Origin of the sequence: Clostridioides sp. ZZV14-6150 (genome assembly GCF_020657875.1) — a bacterium.
Classification (GTDB): domain Bacteria; phylum Bacillota; class Clostridia; order Peptostreptococcales; family Peptostreptococcaceae; genus Clostridioides.
Map to the genome: position 1 here is coordinate 32,482 of NZ_JAGWDA010000010.1, position 18,935 is coordinate 51,416.

Sequence of the window (18,935 nt, forward strand, 5' to 3'; positions counted from 1 at the left end):
TGCTGATTACTACTAAAAGTGCATATATAATATTATGTTATAAGTTTTCATGAACTTCTATTTGAAAGGGGAGATTACAAATGGATAAAAGATATTTGGAATCCAGTGTATTTGAAGCTTTTCAAGACAGACTTTCTTATGTTTTCAGTGAATTTGATTATATCTATGTATCTTTCAGTGGAGGAAAAGATAGTGGTCTATTATTGAATTTAGTTTTGGATTATAAAAGAAAATATAATATAAAATCCAAAATAGGAGTATTTCATCAAGATTTTGAGGCTCAATATAGTATGACAACAGAATATGTTGAAAAAATGTTTGAAGACAATCTTGAAGATATTGAACCATATTGGGTATGTCTGCCAATGGCTACGAGAACAGCTGTAGGTAATCATGAAATGTTTTGGTATCCATGGGATGATGAGAAAGAAGAATTATGGGTAAGAAGAATGCCAAACAAAGAATACGTAATAAATCAAGAAAGTAATCCTTTTACCTACTATAAATATAAGATGAAGCAGGAAAGTTTGGCAAAGCAATTTGGTAGGTGGATGAGAGACAAGCATAAGGGTGCAAAAATTGTTTGTTTACTTGGAACAAGAGCCTCGGAATCCTTACAACGTTATTGTGCTATTGTGAATAAACAGCATGGATATAAAGGCAAGTGTTGGATAACAAAGGAGTTTAAAAATGTATGGACAGCATCTCCTTTATATGACTGGGGACTAGAAGATGTTTGGGTAGCCAATTATAAATTCGACTATGAATACAATAAAATCTATGATTTGTTCTATAAAGCTGGATTGCCTCCAAGAAAAATGAGAGTAGCATCTCCTTTCAATGATTCAGCAAAAGAGAGTTTAAATTTATATAAGATATTGGACCCAGAAGTATGGGTGAAATTGGTTGCTAGAGTACAAGGGGCTAATTTTACTTCTATTTATGGAAAAACAAAAGCTATGGGGTATCGTAGTGTAAAGTTGCCAGAAGGACATACATGGAAAAGTTTCACTTATTTTCTGCTTGATACTCTACCTGAAAATATAAGAAATAATTATATTAAAAAATTTTCAACATCTATTGACTTCTGGAATAATAAAGGCGGAGGTTTGCCAGAAATCGCTATATGTGAGTTGATAAGAAAAGGGTATAATATAGAAAGAAATGGAATTTCTAATCATACAAAAGATAAAAAAAGTAGAGTTATATTCTTAGGAGATATACCTGATGATACAGATGATATTAAATTTACTAAAGATATACCAAGTTGGAAAAGAATGTGTTATTGTATTTTGAAAAATGACCATATGTGTAAGTTTATGGGATTTAGTCCTACAAAAGAGCAAAGAATGAAAACAGAGTACATTAAGAAAAAGTATGAAAAATTTTTTGAGATAGGAGTTAAGATGCTATGAAGTATAAAAGTCCTGTATATGAAATTATCGCTGTCCCGATTGAAAAGATAGAATCTAACGACTATAATCCAAATGCAGTGGCTCCACCAGAAATGCAGTTATTGTATAAAAGTATAAAAGAAGATGGATATACAATGCCGATTGTTTGTTATTATAATCCAGAAAATGACAAATATGTTATTGTAGATGGTTTTCATAGATATCGAATAATGCTTGAAAATAAGGATATATATGATAGAGAAGGTGGAGTACTTCCTGTTTCAGTAATTGATAAATCACTTGATGAGAGAATGGCAAGTACTATTCGTCACAATCGTGCAAGAGGTTCACATAATGTGGATTTAATGAGCAATATTATAAAGGAACTTTGTGATATTGGAAAATCTGATAAATGGATATCAAAGCACTTAGGGATGGATATTGAGGAGATTCTTAGATTAAAGCAAATAACTGGATTATCCTATTTATTTAAAGATAAAGAGTTTGGACGTGCATGGATTCCTTTTGATTCTGATACTAAATAAGATAATTAAAAAGATATGTTTTTAGTCTAAATACTATAGAAATACTATTAACCTTTTTGGAGCAGTGTTTTAAAGAACTATGAAGAAGTGTTTTAAAGAAATATGAAGCAGTATATTAAAGAAAATATACTTGAGTTTAAAGCTTTTGAATAAATACAAGTATTGAGAATAGAGTAGTGTAAGATATAAATACATAATATTAACAAAGAAAAAGAGTAGGATGATATCCTGCTCTTTTTCTTTGTTAGTACTGCTTAACTTTTTTCATTTATAAATAAATATTCGTGGCAACTTGTATTTTTACCTCTTGGTATGGGATTATTTGCAACTTTGGTAGCTGGTCAGGAAAGAAAAGCTGGGAATTATCGCACTTTGTGTGCATATAATGTTTCACCTATGACTATTTGGATTAATAAGATTATGGCTATGGCAGTTTACACTCTGCTTTCAACACTAGTTTTGATAGTTGCAACAATCATTAGTGGTTTGTTTTTATCAGAAGGAGCAATCCCATTTGGAAAGATTATTGCTGGAGGCTTTGTTTGTTGGTTTGTTTCTCTTACACTTATTCCTATTCAGTTGTGGGCAGCTACATGGAAAGGAACATTCTTAAGTATGGGAATTGCACTTGTAGGTATGATGGTAAGTGTTCTTACAGCAATAAAATCTTTATGGTTTGCAGTACCATGGAGTTGGGCTATGAGGCTGATGTGTCCTATTGTTGGTGTGCATCCAAATGGAGCTATTTTGGAGACTGGAAATCCCCTTTTAGATTCATCTGTGATTCCTGTTGGAATTATCGTATCCATGGTTGTATTTGTTGTAATTACAGTAATTACAAGCATTTGGTTTAATAGGAGGGAAGTAAAATGATAGGAGTATTATCATCAGAGTGGCTAAAAACAAAACGTACAGCAATTCGTTGGCTTACATTTTTTATGCCTGTAGTCATTATATTCAAAGTGATGTAGAAGAACCTATCTTGATTGATATAGAGAAATTGGAAAGAATCTTTGATAATATCGTATCCAATAGTCTGCAATATACTCCGGAAGGTGGAAAAATCAAAATATCAGCAAAGGCAGAAAAAGAATATATCTCATATGAGATTTGTGATTCTGGTACTGGATTCAGTGCTAAAGATATGCATAAAGTTTTTGAAAAATTTTATAGAGGTGATGAGGCTAGACAAACTAAAGATGGGCATTCTGGTTTGGGGTTGTACATTGTCAAGAAGTTAGTTGAGATGTTTGGTGGTTCAATCAGAATAGAAAATGCGGAATATGGTGGTGCATGTGTGATATTTCAGCATAAAATATTTGATGAAAGGGAAGTGGAAGAGTAATCTTCCCACACTTACTTAGATTTGACAATAATGTCATACTTTCCATGATGGTTAAATTCTTAATCTCTAATCATTCATCTTTAATTTTTTATTGGGTAAATATTATAAATATATTAATACGTGATTATGTTAAGTATATAAAAGAGGTATCAGCAATATGTTGATACCTCTTGTTGTATTGAAGTATGGAAAGAAAATATCTTATAAGTTCTTAAATGAATATATAAAGTTTGTGGAATAAATACAAAGTGCTTCTTAAATGAATATAAATAGATTTTACAATGAATATATAAAGTTTCTACAAATAAATACAAAGAGTTTTTTAAATGAATATATAAAGCTTCTATAATAAATACAGAAGCTTTTTACAAATAAAATCTGTTACCTTGACGTAGTAAATATAGTATCATATAATTATACTAACTAAAAGTGAGTATATAACTTTAAGTTAGTTAAGGAGGATAATATGAAAAAATATTTACCTGCTTGTCCAGTAGAAATCACACTGCAAATGATAGGTGATAAATGGAAGTTTTTAATATTAAGAGAATTAATAAGTGGAAAAAAGCGTTTTGGTGAATTAAGTAAATCAATTGAAAATATAAGTCAAAAAATGTTATCGCAGAATCTAAAGAGTATGGAGGATGAAGGCTTGGTGCATCGTGAAGTCTATGCACAAGTTCCACCTAAAGTTGAATATTCTTTAACTGAATTAGGTATGACTTTGCGTCCTATATTAGTTTCTTTAGTTGAATGGGGTAATATGTATAAAGAGTATAATAAAAAGGAGAGTAAATATGAATAGAGTTGTAATAACTGGCGTTGGGGTAGTATCCCCTATTGGAAATAATATTGAAGAGTTTTGGGGTAATGTAAAACAAGGAAATCATGGTATACAGATGATTGATAGATTTGATACTACGAATTTATCTGTAAAAGTAGCAGGGCAAGTAAAAGATTTTAATCCTTTGTTATCATTTTCTAAGAAAGAGATTAGACACAATGACTTGTATTGTCAATATGCAGTTGAAGCAACAAGACAAGCAATTTCTGACTGTGGAACTGATTTTAAAGAACTTGACCCTTATCGTATAGGTGTAATAGTTGGTAGTGGTATAGGTGGAATACATACTTTTGAAAGTGAATATAGAAAGTTTGTAGAAAAGGGTGGGAGACGTGTCTCTCCATACACAATACCAATGTTAATATCAAATATGGCTGCTGGAACTATTGCCATTAAATATGGATTTAAAGGAATTAATTATGCTTTGGTCTCTGCTTGTGCAACATCTACTCATACAATAGGTGAAGCATTTACAGCTATTAAACATGGACGATTGGATGTCTGTGTGGCTGGTGGTTCTGAAGCATGTATAACTGAATTTACATTGGCTGGATTTAATAATATGAAAGCTTTGAGTAATAGCGATAATCCTGATAGAGCGTCAATTCCTTTTGATAAAGACAGAGATGGATTTGTCATGGGTGAAGGAGGAGCTGTTTTGATATTAGAAAGCTTGGAGAATGCTAAAAAAAGAAATGCTAAGATTTATGCTGAAGTAGTGGGTTATGGTGTAACAGAAGATGCATATCATATTACTAGTCCAGACCCTACAGGAGAAGCAGCTTGCCAAGCAATTTTAATGGCGTGTAATGAAGGTGGAATCAACCCAAGTGAAATTGACTATATAAATGCACATGGTACATCTACTCCAATTAATGATAAATACGAAACCATTGCGATAAAGTTAGCATTAAAAGAGGCTTCTGAAGATGTACTTATTAGTTCAACAAAATCAATGACAGGACATTTATTAGGTGCAGCTGGAGCTTTGGAGGCAATAGTTTGTGTAAAATCTATAGATGAGGGATTTGTTCCTATGACTGTAGGGTATAAAAATTTTGACCCAGATTGTGATTTAAATTATGTTGTAGAGGGTGGTATTGAGAAAGATGTGAGATATACACTTTCTAATTCTTTAGGTTTTGGTGGACATAATGCAACTATTTGTTTGAAGAAGTTTGAGGAGTAGGAGTTTTTTGGAGCATGTGAGAAGCCTACCGAGAGATGCAAAGGAAGTATATTAGATTGTTGTAAGTAATATTAAATTGTTAAATTAAAACTTGTTAGCTATAAGATGGAATTTAATTTATTAATAATATGAGGTTAATTTATGAAAAGTAATAATGAAGATTGGATAAAGCGAGGTTTTATTACAGAAGAATATATCAATAAATTTCAATCGTATTCAGATGAAGAGTTATTAGAACTAGCAAATTCATCAAAAGCAGTTGAAAGGTCAGTTTCTATAAACTTAATGTCAAAAAGATATGGAGTCGAAAATAAAGAATTTGTAGAATTTTTGTTAGGAAAGCTTTGTGGTGAAAAATTTCTATATACGAAGATTGAGATTTGTAATGCCCTTGAAAAGGGTAATACTTATACTGCAAAACAGATGATTAAATATCTTGGAATAATAGGAAACAATCAACATAAATATTTGCCAGACAAGGTTTCTAAAAAGAAGAGTTACCCATTGGCAAGGGATATAATTGCGAGAAGTTTAGCAAGGATGAATGTAGAGGTTTTACCTGCATTGTTTGATGTTTTAGAGAGTGATGATAGGATTAAGATTTCTGAAGTAATTGATGCGATAGGATTTATGATATTTTATAATCAAGAGGTAGCTAGTGAGTATTATTTTAAAAAGATTGTAAGTGTAATGGAAAAGTATTCGGAAGATGATTTAATTATTTGGAAATGTGTAATGTGCCTTTCTTCTTTTAAGACTCAAGAAAGTATAGATATTCTTGAGCAAGTTTTATATAGTGATAAAAATGATTTAATAAAAAATGAAGCTGAGTGTTCTCTAAGTAAGATTAAAAAAGAGATAAAGTTGTAGAAATAAAATCAAAATTAATAAAATCGTAGAAATTAATAAAATCAAAAGCAATAAAATTGTATAAAGAACAATTAAATTTACTAATCTAAAAGGGAGTAACTGATTTATGAAAAAACAATTGCCAGATATGACATTAGAAGAATTATGGGAGCTATTTCCTATATTTTTAACTAATCATAGGGAATGTTGGAAAGATTGGTTTGAAGAAGAAGAATCTAAACTAACTGAGTTACTTCCTATGCAAAAAATTGTGAGAATAAGTCATATTGGAAGTACTTCTGTGAATACAATTTATGCAAAACCGATTGTTGATATATTGATTGAGATAAAGCCTGACTGCAACATGCAAAAGATTAAAGAATTAACTGAGTCAAATGGCTATATTTGCATGTCTGAAAGTGGTGAGAGGGTTTCACTTAATAAAGGATATACAGTAGATGGGTTTGCAGAACGGGTTTTTCATTTACATATAAGGTGTGCAGGAGATAATGATGAATTATTTTTTAGAGATTATTTGATTGATAATCCAAGTGTTGCGAAGGAATATGAAAGTCTTAAGTTGAAATTATGGAAGGAATATGAGCATAATCGTGATGCTTATACAGATAATAAATCAGATTTTGTTAAAGAGGTTACTGAAAAGGCTAGGGAATTGTATTCTAATAGATACAGTTAGGATATTATTTGCCATATTTAAGTTTAATATATTTAAATTTAAGTTTAGATAAGTTTACAAGGAAGTACATGTAGATAGTGAAGCAGGTTGTTGGTAACAAATATCGTATGCTCCTAGAGAGGGGAGTAGTCAACCAATCAAGTCTTAAATTAATGGGCTTAACCGTTGACTGACTCGACTGACTTTACTATCCTCCCAGCAAATTAGGATTTGTCAATTCAATTTCATGTATAGAAGTAGATATGGTTTTACTTAGAAATTTGTCTTTTTTATCATATATGATTGCATATCTTTTTGACAACCGTTCTTTTCATAAAATTCTTCTACTCCTGGCTGTGCACCAAAGTATAGTGATGTCGGTGTGTGTACTTTGGCCAAGTTTAACAATTTGCTTCCAATACCTTTCTTTTGAAACTCTGGTAAAACCAGCAGTTCTGTGATTGTACCAAAATAATATCCATCAGATAATATTCTGATGCACCCAATAAGTTGGTTTTCTTCATATGCTGTAATATTGATTGTTTTTTTCAATGCCTTCTGTGTTTTTTCAACATCATATTTGCCAGGCCAAACACTGTTGGCTAAAGATAGGAAGACCTTAGCATCCAATTCATAATCATCAACAATATATTTCATGATTATTCTCCTTAAAAAATTTTTATTTTCAATATTATATCATTCAAGCTATGAAATAACAATCACATTCAAAACTCTATTTTCACACCTTATCCATAATCTTTTTCGTTAACTGCTGAAACTTCTCAGAGGTTTTCTCGTTCATAGACATGACCTGTCCAATTTGTCTGGCAATCAGTGACCTGCAAATGGAACTTGATAATGTGGGCAGTGAGATTGAAAAACTGGTGTATAGTTTAATGGGTGCAAACAATGTCCTGCTCTCTTATTATATAATATGATTTTCAGCTTAATACTAACATAACCTAATATAAAGAAATAAAGAAAAATCTGTATCAGTATAAGAAATGTTCAACTCTCCACTATACTTATCAACAATTTCCTTGATATTTTCAACACCATATCCATGAGATTTACTATTATCTTTATCTGAAATAAATAAGCCATGTTTTTTAGTGATAGTATTTACCTTGTTATTTGTCAATAAATAACTAAAATATTCATTTTCACAACGTGCTTTTAATATCACTTTTCTATTGGATAAGTCGGGAATCTTTAAGGATGCTTCGATAGCATTATCCAAAGAGTTTGAAAAAATAGTACATAAATCCATTGGCTCTATACCAAAGTGATTGTCTATATCTATATTAAAATGAACATCAACACCATTTTCTTCCAACTTTGCATGACGAAGATTTAAAATTGAATTAAGGGCTGGATTTTTACAAAACTGCTTACCACTTAAAGTCCCAAAACCAAGTTTTAATTGTGTAAAATAATCTTTAGCTCCATCAATATCTTCAACCTCTAAATAAGATTCAATCATTTGGAAGTGGTTATTTATGTCATGTCGTATTTTGCGTATCTGAACCTGTTGATTCTCTAGTAAGTCGTAATATTCTTCTTTTATATGATTCGATTGATTTTCTAACTTCATCTTTACATTTTCAATTAGTGGATTTAAAAGAAGTATTACACCAATATTAGCTATAATTGCAGATAAAATAATTAGATAAGTACCATAAGGCAAGTTACCTAAAATAATAGTATCCTTACCCATAGGAATTAAATTAGTAGGTGGTAAAATAATGGCGATTAATATTGATAAAAACGAAGACATACATACAACATCAATAAAAATCCATATGCGATTTGTAAGGTACTGTTTTATATTAACTAATCTATTTTTTAAGAAAAAATGTATCAAAAACCATAAAAATGCTTTAATTATGGCAGAAACTATTTTAACAATTGAAAGTATTGCAGTATACTCAATTGAGCTTACAAGTTCTCTATATAGAGGATTGTTTATAAAAAGAAAATTAATACCAACTATAATAGGATAGAGTATCATTATAACTGATATTATAGGAATCAACCTACTTTTACTACAGACTATAAGGAGTATAAAATATCCAAGTAGTGTAAAGAGGATATTTACAGGGTCAGAAAGCCATATTATCATTTGAGTGATAATAGAATAACCCAAAATCAATATTATTTTAAAAATCCAGTGTTTCCTAAAGTCTATAAAATAAGATGTTAGCTTATAAAGAAAAAAAGCTATAAAAATGCTAATTAAAACTGTAATATAAATTGTAGCGTTTGATGTTATTGAATAAGTATCCATTTGAAAAACCTTTCTAAAAATTAAGATTCTAGCATATGTCTTGCAAATTTTCCTACAACTTCTTGATATTTTTGACGACTTATAGGAATTTTTTCATTTTGTACTTTAGCATACGTCTGATTTACACTGTCTACATAGTTTAAGTTGACAATATATCTCTGATGTGTACGTATAAAATTAGATGGAAGGATGTCTTCCATGTCATTTAGTTTTCCATAATATTCTAAAGATTTGTCAGGGGTTACTACAGTCAACTTTCTTAATTCACTTTTGAAGTAGAGAATGTCTTTTGTATTGATTTTACAAAGGTTAGTTCCAATCTGAACTGTAATAAAGTGTTCTTTCCATTGTTCTAATTTTTTTAGTGCTTCTTTTAAGACTTCACATATTTTTTCACTTTTATAAGGTTTTAAGATATAGTTTAAAGCTCCTACATCATATCCATGAAACACATAGTCAGAAAAACCTGTGACAAAGATAATTATAGTATCTTTTGAGTATTTTCGGATGACTTTTGCTATATCAACTCCATTAATTTCTCCAAGTTCAATATCCAAAAAAATGATGTCCATATAATAATTTTCGTGTTCTAGGTTGTATATTAGACTTTCGCCATTTAAGTGTTCTTTTATCTGGCAGGGATAGCCCCACAAATCCATTTCTCTTGTGATGATTTTGTTTAGCATACTTCTTTGTTGTTTTTCGTCATCACAAATACAAATTGAAATCAATGAGTATTCTCCTTTCAAGTTTTATATTTATATAATTAAGTATATAATAAATTGAGATACCTAGATATATAAAAGAGAAAATATATCTAGGTAGCAAAGTAGAATCTTATTTAAATAAGTTTTAACTAGAATCGTACAGATAAAAATTATATAGATGTACTTAGAGAAGCCTTATCTAGAATCATTTAAGCAAACTTATTTTGAAATCCCAATAATTTCTTTGAATTTTTTATAAGTCAACCGATATATAAGGTACATATAAACCCCACAAATCGCTAGCAAACCTAGATTTATCAGAAGAGCATTGACTTCACTATGAACAATTCTACCATCATTGTTTACCATAATCATAAAGTTAAAAAGATATATTACAAAACTTCCAGTAATAAGAGGGTACGAAAAGACTTTCTTTAATTGGTTGCGAATACAGAATTTTATATAGTCGTTGTTAGCACCTAATCGATTTAAGTCTATAAAAATTTGTTTGTGATTTACTGCTATTGTAACACCTCTTGTATATGCAATGATTCCCACAGCTGTAAAGCAGATGATACCTACATAGATAAATAACATTAAGAATACTGCCGTATTTTTTATCATATCTTGACTCTGTAAAATTTTAAAATTAGGATAGTACTTCCATTGGAGATATAATTGATTATTATCTGGAGTTAATTTTAAAGAACCTTCTCCACTTGGATACTCTTCATCCATAAAATATTTTTGACCAGCTGATTCATAGCGTTTTTTCACATATTCATCATAACTAGTGTATTTTCCCATTTCCTTAGGTGTTCTTTTTATAGTCTCTGCCTTTAAATCACTAGCAAAAGCATAGGTATCTGTAGCTTTATCTACATCAAATAGGACAGAATTATTGTAATTGTTTATAGATAAACCTTTAGTAAATGTGTTGTAATCATCTTCACTAAGGACATAAGCATTCATACCAGCATTTTGAAAGAAAGAACCATTAAATATTAGGCTTCCAGCGTATTTAAAAGGAGTTTCTTTTTCTGTGGCTGGGCTTGATATAAATTTTGGAAAATCATAATCTCTATTTTCATTCCCTTTACTTACAACAGCAAGATATTCGCCATTTTTTATAGTGATAGGTTTACCAATTAATTTAGAGAAATCCTTAGAATTAAAGAACATAGCTAAAGAATGTTTTTTCATATATACATCATCAATAGTTCTATCTTTATTAAATATTGATTCTGTACCATCTACAATTAATTCAATAGAAGGAAGTTCCATGTAGTTTTGGATTTTTACGTTATGCTTATCTGCCAACTGTTCAATTTCTTTTTTTGATATTTGATTTACACTTTGATTATAAGTGAACGTGTAATCTATAGGATTCTTTTTAATATTTTCGTTAATTCCTGTAACCATATTAGGTACATAGAATACAGCAAATAAGGCTCCTGCAATTAAAAATGCAATAACACACATATTTTTTACTGTTTGTTTGCCCATAAATCGCATCATACTAGTAGATATAATGTTCTTATAGTATTTTTCTGGATGTTTTCCTCTTTTTGCATGTACCACTACATATGTCATAATCATGTAAATTCCAACAGCAGAGAATATGTAAGTGATGCTCCATATAGATGGCAACCTGTAATTAAGTTTATTTATGACTATTGAAGGTACGACATAACCTAGAAGAAGTCCTAATACCATAAAAAATGCTCCCAATATACCATACCAACTTTTCACTTCATGAACTGGTTCAGAGATTCTTTGGTCATTTAGTATATCAATTATATTTGTACGATTAATGAATTTTACTGAAAGTAAGAAAATACATAGAGTTACAAATATACAAAATATGAAACCATATATAAATCCTTGAGTTCCAAATTGGTACGCCATTTCTCTTGTATCAATAATTACTAATTGGAATATCTTCCATATACCAAAAGATACAGGTATACTTAATATAAGACCTAAAAGACAACAGACTATTGAAATAAGTAGTATTTCTGAAAATAGAATCTTTTTCAATTTTTTCTTATCTGTTCCTAGAGCCATAAAAATACCAATTTCTCTACTTTTAAATTTTAAAAATAGGGAAGAGGCATAAGTAGTAAAAACAGCACATCCTAATATAGCAACTGCAAATATCATTATGGCTTGTTTTCTACTATCTCCACCAGTTGGAAGGATTGTTTGTACTGTAGGGCTAAAATAAATTAAAGCATATGAAGTTATTAAGACTACAGAAAGTATTATACAAAAGAATAATGTTGTATAGTTTTTCCAATTGTAGGCTCGAAGTTTTCCATATAATTTATTAATTGTCATCTTGACCACCTCCCATTTCTTTTAAAAGTTCCAACAATTCGTCTAGGAATTCACGTCTTGAATTTGATTTTACAACTTCTTTGTAAACCATTCCATCTTTAAGGACAATAACACGGTCACAAAAACTTGCAGCAAAGCTATCATGTGTAACCATGAATATAGTAGCATCTAGTTCTTGTTTGGCTTTTAGGAATGAGTCAATTACTGTACGACAAGATTTGCTATCAAGATTACCAGTTGGTTCATCTGCTAATATCAAATCTGGATTGTTCATAAGAGCTCTTGCTACGGCGGTACGTTGTTTTTCACCACCGGATATTTCGGCAGGGTATTTTTTGCGTATATGTTCAATACCAAATAACTTGCATAGACTAGTAGCACGGTTTTCCATTTGTATAACTTGACCACCTTTGATAATTTGTGGAACACAGATATTTTCAAAGACACTAAGACCATCAAACAGCATAAAATCTTGGAATACAAATCCCAACTGCTGATTTCTAACTTCGGAAAGTTCTTTTTCTTGTAGATTTCTTATATTATTGTTTCCAAGAGTTATTTCACCTTCATCAATTGGTATAAAGCATGAAATGCAGTTTAAGAGAGTTGTCTTTCCACTTCCAGATGCACCCATGATTGCAACGAATTCACCTTTATTGATTTCAAAAGAAATATTTTTTAATACAGGGTACGTTTTATTACCTGTCTTGTATGATTTACATAAATTGTTTACTTTAAGCATATATATCATCCTCGCTTTCGTTTATCTTGTAAGTTAATGATAGCATTTGAAAGGGGTCTGGGAATATAAGTCTCGTTGTAAGAATTGGGTGTTTTTTTGTAATGTTTGAATTAGAAAAATTGTTGAGAGGGTATTGCTACGATTATTTAGATAAAAGGTATGCTGATATGTAAAGGGTAGACTATTATAATTGTTTAGATAAAATTTATGTTAATGCGGTTGTACTTATTTTAATCAATAGAAAAGAGTATTATTGTGATAGTATAAAAACTAGTTGCCTAAAAAGCTTCTATATGATAACTTGAAGACAACATAAAATAATTATATGTTTTTATCTTATGATATAAAAACACTATTTTTTTACTAAAAAAGCTACCACAATCAATAACGAAAATACAATTGAAAGTATTGAAAAAGTAAAGTGAGAATTTGAGTCATTGTTGCGATTATTAAGTTTTATCCAGAGTCCGCATATAATTGTACATACTAATAAAACTGCTGATATTATCCCTATAAATGTAAAAAACATTAAAATTCCCCCTTTATTTAATGTAAGTATTTGAGTCTATGAGAATATCTTTAAGTTATGTCAGAGTTATGTATCAAAACTAAATAGACATATAGTTAAACAAACATATAATTAAATATACATATAACTAAGTAGACATATAATTAAACTGAAATAGTACCAAACAGACATAATACTAAACACATATAAATACTAAATAGAGATAATACTAAACTGAAATAGTACTACTTTATAGTGTCTACTAAAAATAAATCTAATTGAGAGTCAATTAAAGCACTTCTTTTCTCAGCATCCATAATATCAATACCGCTATACCTTAAAAAAGCGTTAGAGCGAAGAAGAACTAACTGTATAAATGAAGTTATTTGATATGCAATAACCTTGTAATCTTCCTCAGTTTTGTTATTGTCGTGATTTTTATAATGAGCCCTAATCAAAGGCAATATTTCAAATGGATAAATAATGTCTTCCTGCACTAATATGTAAGGTACAGAAATCTCTATAAATTGACTATATAAAATTATAACATCACAAAATGTCATTAGCATTTCTTTTAATTCCTGCCTAGGTGCTAAATTTTTTTTATCATGTGTAGCTTTATATTCATCCATATGGCATTTTAAAATTCTTTTAATAGCAGTATTAATTAGTGCTTCTTTAGATTTAAAATAATAATTAATCATAGCCAAATTGACATTTGCTTTAGCGATGATTTCTCTAGCTGTGATACTTGAAATATCTCTATTTGAAGTTAATAGCTGGACTGTTGTGTTAATTAGTTGCTCTTTTTTTGAATCTATTTTCATATTTTTCCCCTTAAGAATTCCTCATAAAAAAATTAAACGTGTTTAATACACGTTTAGATACTATCACGAAAGCTTTTATATGTCAATGTAGTGCTAGTTTTTAAGTAGGGTAGAAGGTGGCAGTTTTTTTATAATTGTCTTGTTGAATTCATGATTTACAGGAGTTCGTTTAACTTGATATTCTTCTGTAGATAATAAATCTTCTATAAAATGTATAGAAGGAGCATAAATCCATTCTCCGTCATATTTTAATGAACTTAAAATCTTCATATATACCTTTGCAAAAACTATATCAATACCATCTTTTTGTACAAAATGATATAAAAAGTGGCTACTAAATGAAAGGTTAGAAATAATTTTTTAATTGTAATATAATCTTTGTTTTTAAAATACAAATATTGGTAAAATGTATATAGAGAGTTTAGAAATTCTTCCACATTGATAAAAGTAGACAATATATAAATAATATTATTGGATGAGAACAACTAAATAAGAATAATTAAATAAGAATAATTAAATAAGAGTAACAGTAGGATGATGATTAAATAACTCCATTATCTCTAAGGTTTTTATGAGCTTATAATATTTAGGTAAAATTTTATAAGCTATATTTCATTGACAGTGTGAAGTAGGTTTGATAATATATAAATAAACCGATAGTCGGTTTATTTATAAGGAGGTAAATATGGCACGAACTAAAGTTAATTTTGATAGTAAAAAACAAGAACTTCTTGCTTCTATATGGCAGATATTATTAAAATACGGATATGAGCAAATGTCGATTTCTATAATTATTAAAGAGTTATCTATTTCAAGAGGTGCTTTTTATCACTATTTTGAATCTAAAGAAGAATGTGTCGATTCAGCAATCATTGAGTATGTGAACCAGTCAGTAATTGCTTTGCGAAATATGGATAACTATTCAGAATGTGCTGTCGTTCGATTACAAAAGGCAATCAAGAATGGAATTTCCCTATTCCATGACAACATTGAACAGTCAAAAGTAATAAATAAACCTGAGAATGCTATTTTTCATCAAAAACTAATGATTGCATTTACAAAGTATATGTCGCCTTTCTATGCTTCTATTATAAAGGATGGAGTAATAGGCAAAGAGTTTGAGACATCTTTCCCTTTGGAAGTTGCTGAAATGTTATTGACACTATCTAATTTCTACCTTGATAATATACTCTTTCAATGGGAAGCAAAGAACATGAAAAATAAAATTAAAGCTTTGGAAGAATTAGTAAATAAATCATTGGGAACACAAAAGTACATTGCGTTTTTTGATTTTATTACTATGGAGGTTATATGATGCAAGAAATTTTAAGGGTAGTCGACATTACTAAACAATTTAATTCTTTTGAGAGCGCAATAAAAGAAGTAACTTTGGATTTTATTTCTGAAACATTTACTGTTATTTTAGGTCAGAGTGGCTCTGGAAAATCAACATTAATAAATATTATGTCCAGTTTGCTACATCCGACTAATGGAAAAGTATATTATCGTAATAAAGCAATTACAAATATATCAAAGAAAGAGCAACTTAATTTACGTCACGAGAAATTCAGTAATATCTTTCAAGAGTATTTTCTCTTGCCAGAATTGACTGTAAAAGAGAATATCGAATTAGGAAAATCGTCTAGAAGCAATAATATTCCGTATAAAGAAATTATGCAACAATTAGATATAGAAGATTTAGAGGATAGATTTCCTTTTGAGCTATCGGGAGGTCAACGACAAAGAACGGCTATTGCAAGAGCAATTATAAAAAATCCAGATATTCTTTTTTGTGATGAAGCAACTGGAGCATTAGATGAAGAAAACAGCAAAAAAGTAGTTTCATATTTGAAAGAACTTAACTACAAATATGGTACAACGGTTATATTTTCTACCCATAATGTTAAAATATCAAAAATGGCAGACCGTATTATTACAATGAAAGATGGTGTAGTCATAAATGATATACAAAATCATACACCACTAGCTGTTGAAGATATAGATTGGGGGATTGAATAATGAAATTTTTTGCAAAATACTTTTGTAAGAGTGCATTATCCATGAAATCTAATATTATAATTCTTTTTTTGTTGAGCTTATTATCGTCATTTATGTATTTTTTTGTTCAGATTTCTATTGATGGTAATTTAGAATATTTGAATAGTAAACCAGTATTAACAAATATAGAAAAAGAATTTCTTATATCTCTACAATCAAATCAAACTTTAGCTATTACATTTTTAGTAATGCTTACATTGATTACTGTTTTTGTATATTTTATGTTTTACAAGAAGTATTGTTCTTTGCACCAAAAAGAATTAGGGTGTTATATTGCATTAGGATATTCTACAAAAAAGATGGCTTTAATAATTCTTTTGATTAGCATAATTTTAAATTTTATTGCTAATATTTGCGGATTATGCTTAGGGTGGATAGGCTCAGATGTGATGTTAGGTTTATATAATGATGTATATTCTTTGGAGCATTTGGTTAAAGGGATATATATACAAAATTATAGTACAGCCTTACTAAGTTCTTTTTTACCTGCAATTTCAGTTATGATAATTTTTGAAAAAATGAATAAAAAGGATACTATTGACTTTTTAAATGCAAATAACAATATGAATACATTTCATGTGGGAATGTTTAGTCAGATTTTAAGTAAATTTTCAAGTTTTTCAATGAGACTTGCACTAAGAAAACCATTTCAGATATTTATTTCTATTCTTTCTGTGTGGATATTTGCTATACTTTTTATTATGAGCTTTTCTTTAAATTTAAGTAGTCAATATATTTTTGATACACAATCTCATGGAAGAAACTATCAATATGATGTATCTTATCCTGTTTATCAGACTGTACATCAGGATTACGAAAAATTTGAGTATTACATAAAGGAAAATATAAAAGTAGAAAGTAATGGCAAAAAAATCAATGGTTCTATTATGGGAATAGAAAACAGTAAGGGCTTATTTTTTCTAACTGATGAGAGGGGAAGTCAAATAGAGAATATACCAACTAATAATGTTGTTGTAAGTGAGGCATTGGCAGATTTGTATGACATTCAAAAGGGAACTGATATAACTGTAAGATTAAATAATATAGAAAAATCACTTCATGTTTACAATATTGCACAAAATGCAGATAATTATTCCGTATACACATCAAAAAGTAATTTGGAAAAATTATTAAATATATCGCAAGACTCTTACAACGGTATTTATACAAATAGTATAACAGATATACCAGAGATAGGAACAGCCCATATACAAAATACATCAGAACGAATAGCTAAACTTGAAGAGAATAATGTTTCAAACCGCACCAGTGCTGTAATATGCCAAATATTAGGTTGTGTTATTGGGTGTTTGCTTTTATATTTAACTATTCTTTTAAAATTTCAAGAAGATACCAAAAACATTTTTATTTTAGATATGATGGGATATACTGCCAAGAAAATCAACAAGATGTTCATAAGTGTGTACCGTCCAATATTAAACATTGCTTTTATCATTTTACTTATACCAAGTATTGAAATTTGTAAGCTCATTCATAAAAGTTTATCTTTATCAACAAATGACTATATTCCTTTTCAATGTAATATATTTGTAATTTTGTTTATTTTCATTTTACTAAATTTACTATATACCATAATCAAGTTCTTATTTAACTCAAGAATTAGTCGCATTCAAAAAAAAGATATTACTTTGAGATATCTAAGTTAAAAAAGATTGGAGAAAAATATTTTTGATTTTATACAAAAAAGAGTGCCTCATGAACTAAAAAGTTCATTTTGAGACACCACCTTTAACATTAATATGTAAATATTTATATTGAAATCTATTTAACTTTTATAACTGGTATTTGAATTTCTGTAAGATAGTTTTCAGGATTTTCCTCGTTGTGAACCCCTTTATGACCAATTTGCCTATTTATACCAGCCATTTTATAATCACTATTTGTATCTAGCCAGTAAGCAAATGACTCATACCCACCAGCTATATTTTCATATGGACCATATACCATATTACATGCCATCATATCAACTGCTTCTGTCTCACGATATATAAATCCAGATTTGTTTTTGCCTAATTTTTTTACAACCATTCCAACCTCTATATCTACACCACAATCTTTAAGTTCTTCATCATGATAAAGTGCCATATTGTTGTTTGCTTGATGGGATATTTCTATATGTTCTTCTTTAATAAATTCATATAATTTTTCCCACAGTATACCTTCATAGTGATAGTCTGGAATTATTTCTCTAAGCGAGATAATCTTATAACTGGGAATTTCCTTAAAGATAACATTGTAATGAATCTCATCTTTATTGTCATCTATAGCATCAATCAATTTATCAATATTATTTATTCTTTGTTGCTCTTTTTTGACTTCATCTTGTATTTCAATTTTTTTTCGATTCAATTCTTTAATCACAAGCTCGTCATTCCAGTTATGAATAATATTTGATATCTCTGAAACAGTAAATTTTGAATCTCTTAGTAAAATAATTCTTTGTAAAGTTGAAATTTGGTCAGCAGAGTATAGGCGATAACCTGTGTATTTATCTATCTTTGCTGGTTTTAGAATGCCAAGTTCATCATAATAACGTAACATTCGAATAGAGACTTGTGTTAGTTTTGAAAATTCTCCAATTTTAAACATGAAAATATGACCTC

20 protein-coding genes are annotated in these 18,935 nt (G+C 29.3%); 11 read left to right on the forward strand and 9 right to left on the reverse strand.

From position 1 onward, the window contains the following. Positions 1-80 precede the first annotated feature (80 nt). The 8 genes from KGF41_RS12640 (at position 81) to KGF41_RS12675 (ending at position 6,863) form a co-directional block, all read left to right on the forward strand. On the forward strand, positions 81-1,415 hold the full coding sequence (locus KGF41_RS12640) for a phosphoadenosine phosphosulfate reductase (protein ID WP_227828790.1): 1,335 nt from the start codon (positions 81-83) through the stop codon (positions 1,413-1,415). Further along, complete coding sequence (locus KGF41_RS12645; RefSeq protein WP_227828789.1) at positions 1,412-1,939, forward strand: IbrB-like domain-containing protein; 528 nt, start codon at positions 1,412-1,414, stop codon at positions 1,937-1,939. Before KGF41_RS12640 ends, KGF41_RS12645 begins: the two co-directional genes overlap by 4 nt. A 270-nt stretch (positions 1,940-2,209) precedes the next feature. Continuing rightward, a complete protein-coding gene (locus tag KGF41_RS12650) occupies positions 2,210-2,812 on the forward strand; it encodes a lantibiotic immunity ABC transporter MutE/EpiE family permease subunit (RefSeq protein ID WP_227828816.1) in 603 nt (200 codons plus the stop codon). Positions 2,813-2,939: 127 nt separating this feature from the next. After that, entirely contained in the window at positions 2,940-3,284 is a 345-nt protein-coding gene (locus KGF41_RS12655; protein ID WP_227856712.1) for an ATP-binding protein, read from the forward strand. Positions 3,285-3,750: 466 nt separating this feature from the next. Continuing rightward, entirely contained in the window at positions 3,751-4,089 is a 339-nt protein-coding gene (locus KGF41_RS12660; RefSeq protein WP_227828788.1) for a winged helix-turn-helix transcriptional regulator, read from the forward strand. Further along, positions 4,082-5,317, forward strand: a complete 1,236-nt coding sequence (gene fabF, locus KGF41_RS12665; RefSeq protein WP_227828787.1) for a beta-ketoacyl-ACP synthase II — start codon at positions 4,082-4,084, stop codon at positions 5,315-5,317. Before KGF41_RS12660 ends, fabF begins: the two co-directional genes overlap by 8 nt. A 141-nt stretch (positions 5,318-5,458) precedes the next feature. Next, entirely contained in the window at positions 5,459-6,187 is a 729-nt protein-coding gene (locus KGF41_RS12670; protein ID WP_227828786.1) for a HEAT repeat domain-containing protein, read from the forward strand. A 106-nt stretch (positions 6,188-6,293) separates the two neighbouring features. Then, complete coding sequence (locus KGF41_RS12675; RefSeq protein ID WP_227856713.1) at positions 6,294-6,863, forward strand: GrpB family protein; 570 nt, start codon at positions 6,294-6,296, stop codon at positions 6,861-6,863. A gap of 252 nt (positions 6,864-7,115) precedes the next feature. On the opposite strand, the gene KGF41_RS12680 is transcribed toward KGF41_RS12675, so the two are convergent. From KGF41_RS12680 to KGF41_RS12720, 8 genes are all read right to left on the reverse strand, one after another. Then, the gene (locus KGF41_RS12680) at positions 7,116-7,499 is read right to left on the reverse strand and encodes a GNAT family N-acetyltransferase (protein WP_227856714.1); all 384 of its coding nucleotides are present in this window, start codon (positions 7,497-7,499) and stop codon (positions 7,116-7,118) included. A 295-nt stretch (positions 7,500-7,794) separates the two neighbouring features. Continuing rightward, the gene (locus KGF41_RS21135) at positions 7,795-9,129 is read right to left on the reverse strand and encodes a GHKL domain-containing protein (protein ID WP_413894754.1); all 1,335 of its coding nucleotides are present in this window, start codon (positions 9,127-9,129) and stop codon (positions 7,795-7,797) included. A 20-nt stretch (positions 9,130-9,149) separates the two neighbouring features. Then, entirely contained in the window at positions 9,150-9,860 is a 711-nt protein-coding gene (locus KGF41_RS12695; RefSeq protein WP_227856715.1) for a LytR/AlgR family response regulator transcription factor, read from the reverse strand. Between the two features lie 195 nt (positions 9,861-10,055). Continuing rightward, positions 10,056-12,176, reverse strand: coding sequence for an FtsX-like permease family protein (locus tag KGF41_RS12700; protein ID WP_227856716.1), 2,121 nt, complete (start codon positions 12,174-12,176; stop codon positions 10,056-10,058). Beyond that, the gene (locus KGF41_RS12705; RefSeq protein ID WP_227828779.1) at positions 12,166-12,918 is read right to left on the reverse strand and encodes an ABC transporter ATP-binding protein; all 753 of its coding nucleotides are present in this window, start codon (positions 12,916-12,918) and stop codon (positions 12,166-12,168) included. Before KGF41_RS12705 ends, KGF41_RS12700 begins: the two co-directional genes overlap by 11 nt. Before the next feature lie 352 nt (positions 12,919-13,270). Next, complete coding sequence (locus KGF41_RS12710) at positions 13,271-13,447, reverse strand: hypothetical protein (protein WP_227828778.1); 177 nt, start codon at positions 13,445-13,447, stop codon at positions 13,271-13,273. 224 nt (positions 13,448-13,671) lie between these two features. Then, positions 13,672-14,253, reverse strand: coding sequence for a TetR/AcrR family transcriptional regulator (locus tag KGF41_RS12715; protein WP_227839158.1), 582 nt, complete (start codon positions 14,251-14,253; stop codon positions 13,672-13,674). A 93-nt stretch (positions 14,254-14,346) separates the two neighbouring features. Then, the gene (locus tag KGF41_RS12720; protein ID WP_227828776.1) at positions 14,347-14,523 is read right to left on the reverse strand and encodes a hypothetical protein; all 177 of its coding nucleotides are present in this window, start codon (positions 14,521-14,523) and stop codon (positions 14,347-14,349) included. A 415-nt stretch (positions 14,524-14,938) separates the two neighbouring features. Between KGF41_RS12720 and KGF41_RS12725 the strand changes: the two genes are divergently transcribed. The 3 genes from KGF41_RS12725 to KGF41_RS12735 are packed head-to-tail and all read left to right on the forward strand — an operon-like array spanning position 14,939 to position 17,978. Beyond that, positions 14,939-15,568, forward strand: coding sequence for a TetR/AcrR family transcriptional regulator (locus KGF41_RS12725; protein WP_227828775.1), 630 nt, complete (start codon positions 14,939-14,941; stop codon positions 15,566-15,568). Continuing rightward, on the forward strand, positions 15,568-16,272 hold the full coding sequence (locus KGF41_RS12730) for an ABC transporter ATP-binding protein (protein ID WP_227828774.1): 705 nt from the start codon (positions 15,568-15,570) through the stop codon (positions 16,270-16,272). The genes KGF41_RS12725 and KGF41_RS12730 overlap by 1 nt, the downstream gene beginning before the upstream one ends. Continuing rightward, the gene (locus KGF41_RS12735; RefSeq protein WP_227828773.1) at positions 16,272-17,978 is read left to right on the forward strand and encodes an FtsX-like permease family protein; all 1,707 of its coding nucleotides are present in this window, start codon (positions 16,272-16,274) and stop codon (positions 17,976-17,978) included. The genes KGF41_RS12730 and KGF41_RS12735 overlap by 1 nt, the downstream gene beginning before the upstream one ends. Before the next feature lie 115 nt (positions 17,979-18,093). Here KGF41_RS12735 and KGF41_RS12740 read toward each other — a convergent pair whose 3' ends face one another. Continuing rightward, positions 18,094-18,921, reverse strand: a complete 828-nt coding sequence (locus KGF41_RS12740; protein WP_227856717.1) for a MerR family transcriptional regulator — start codon at positions 18,919-18,921, stop codon at positions 18,094-18,096. Positions 18,922-18,935 lie beyond the last annotated feature (14 nt).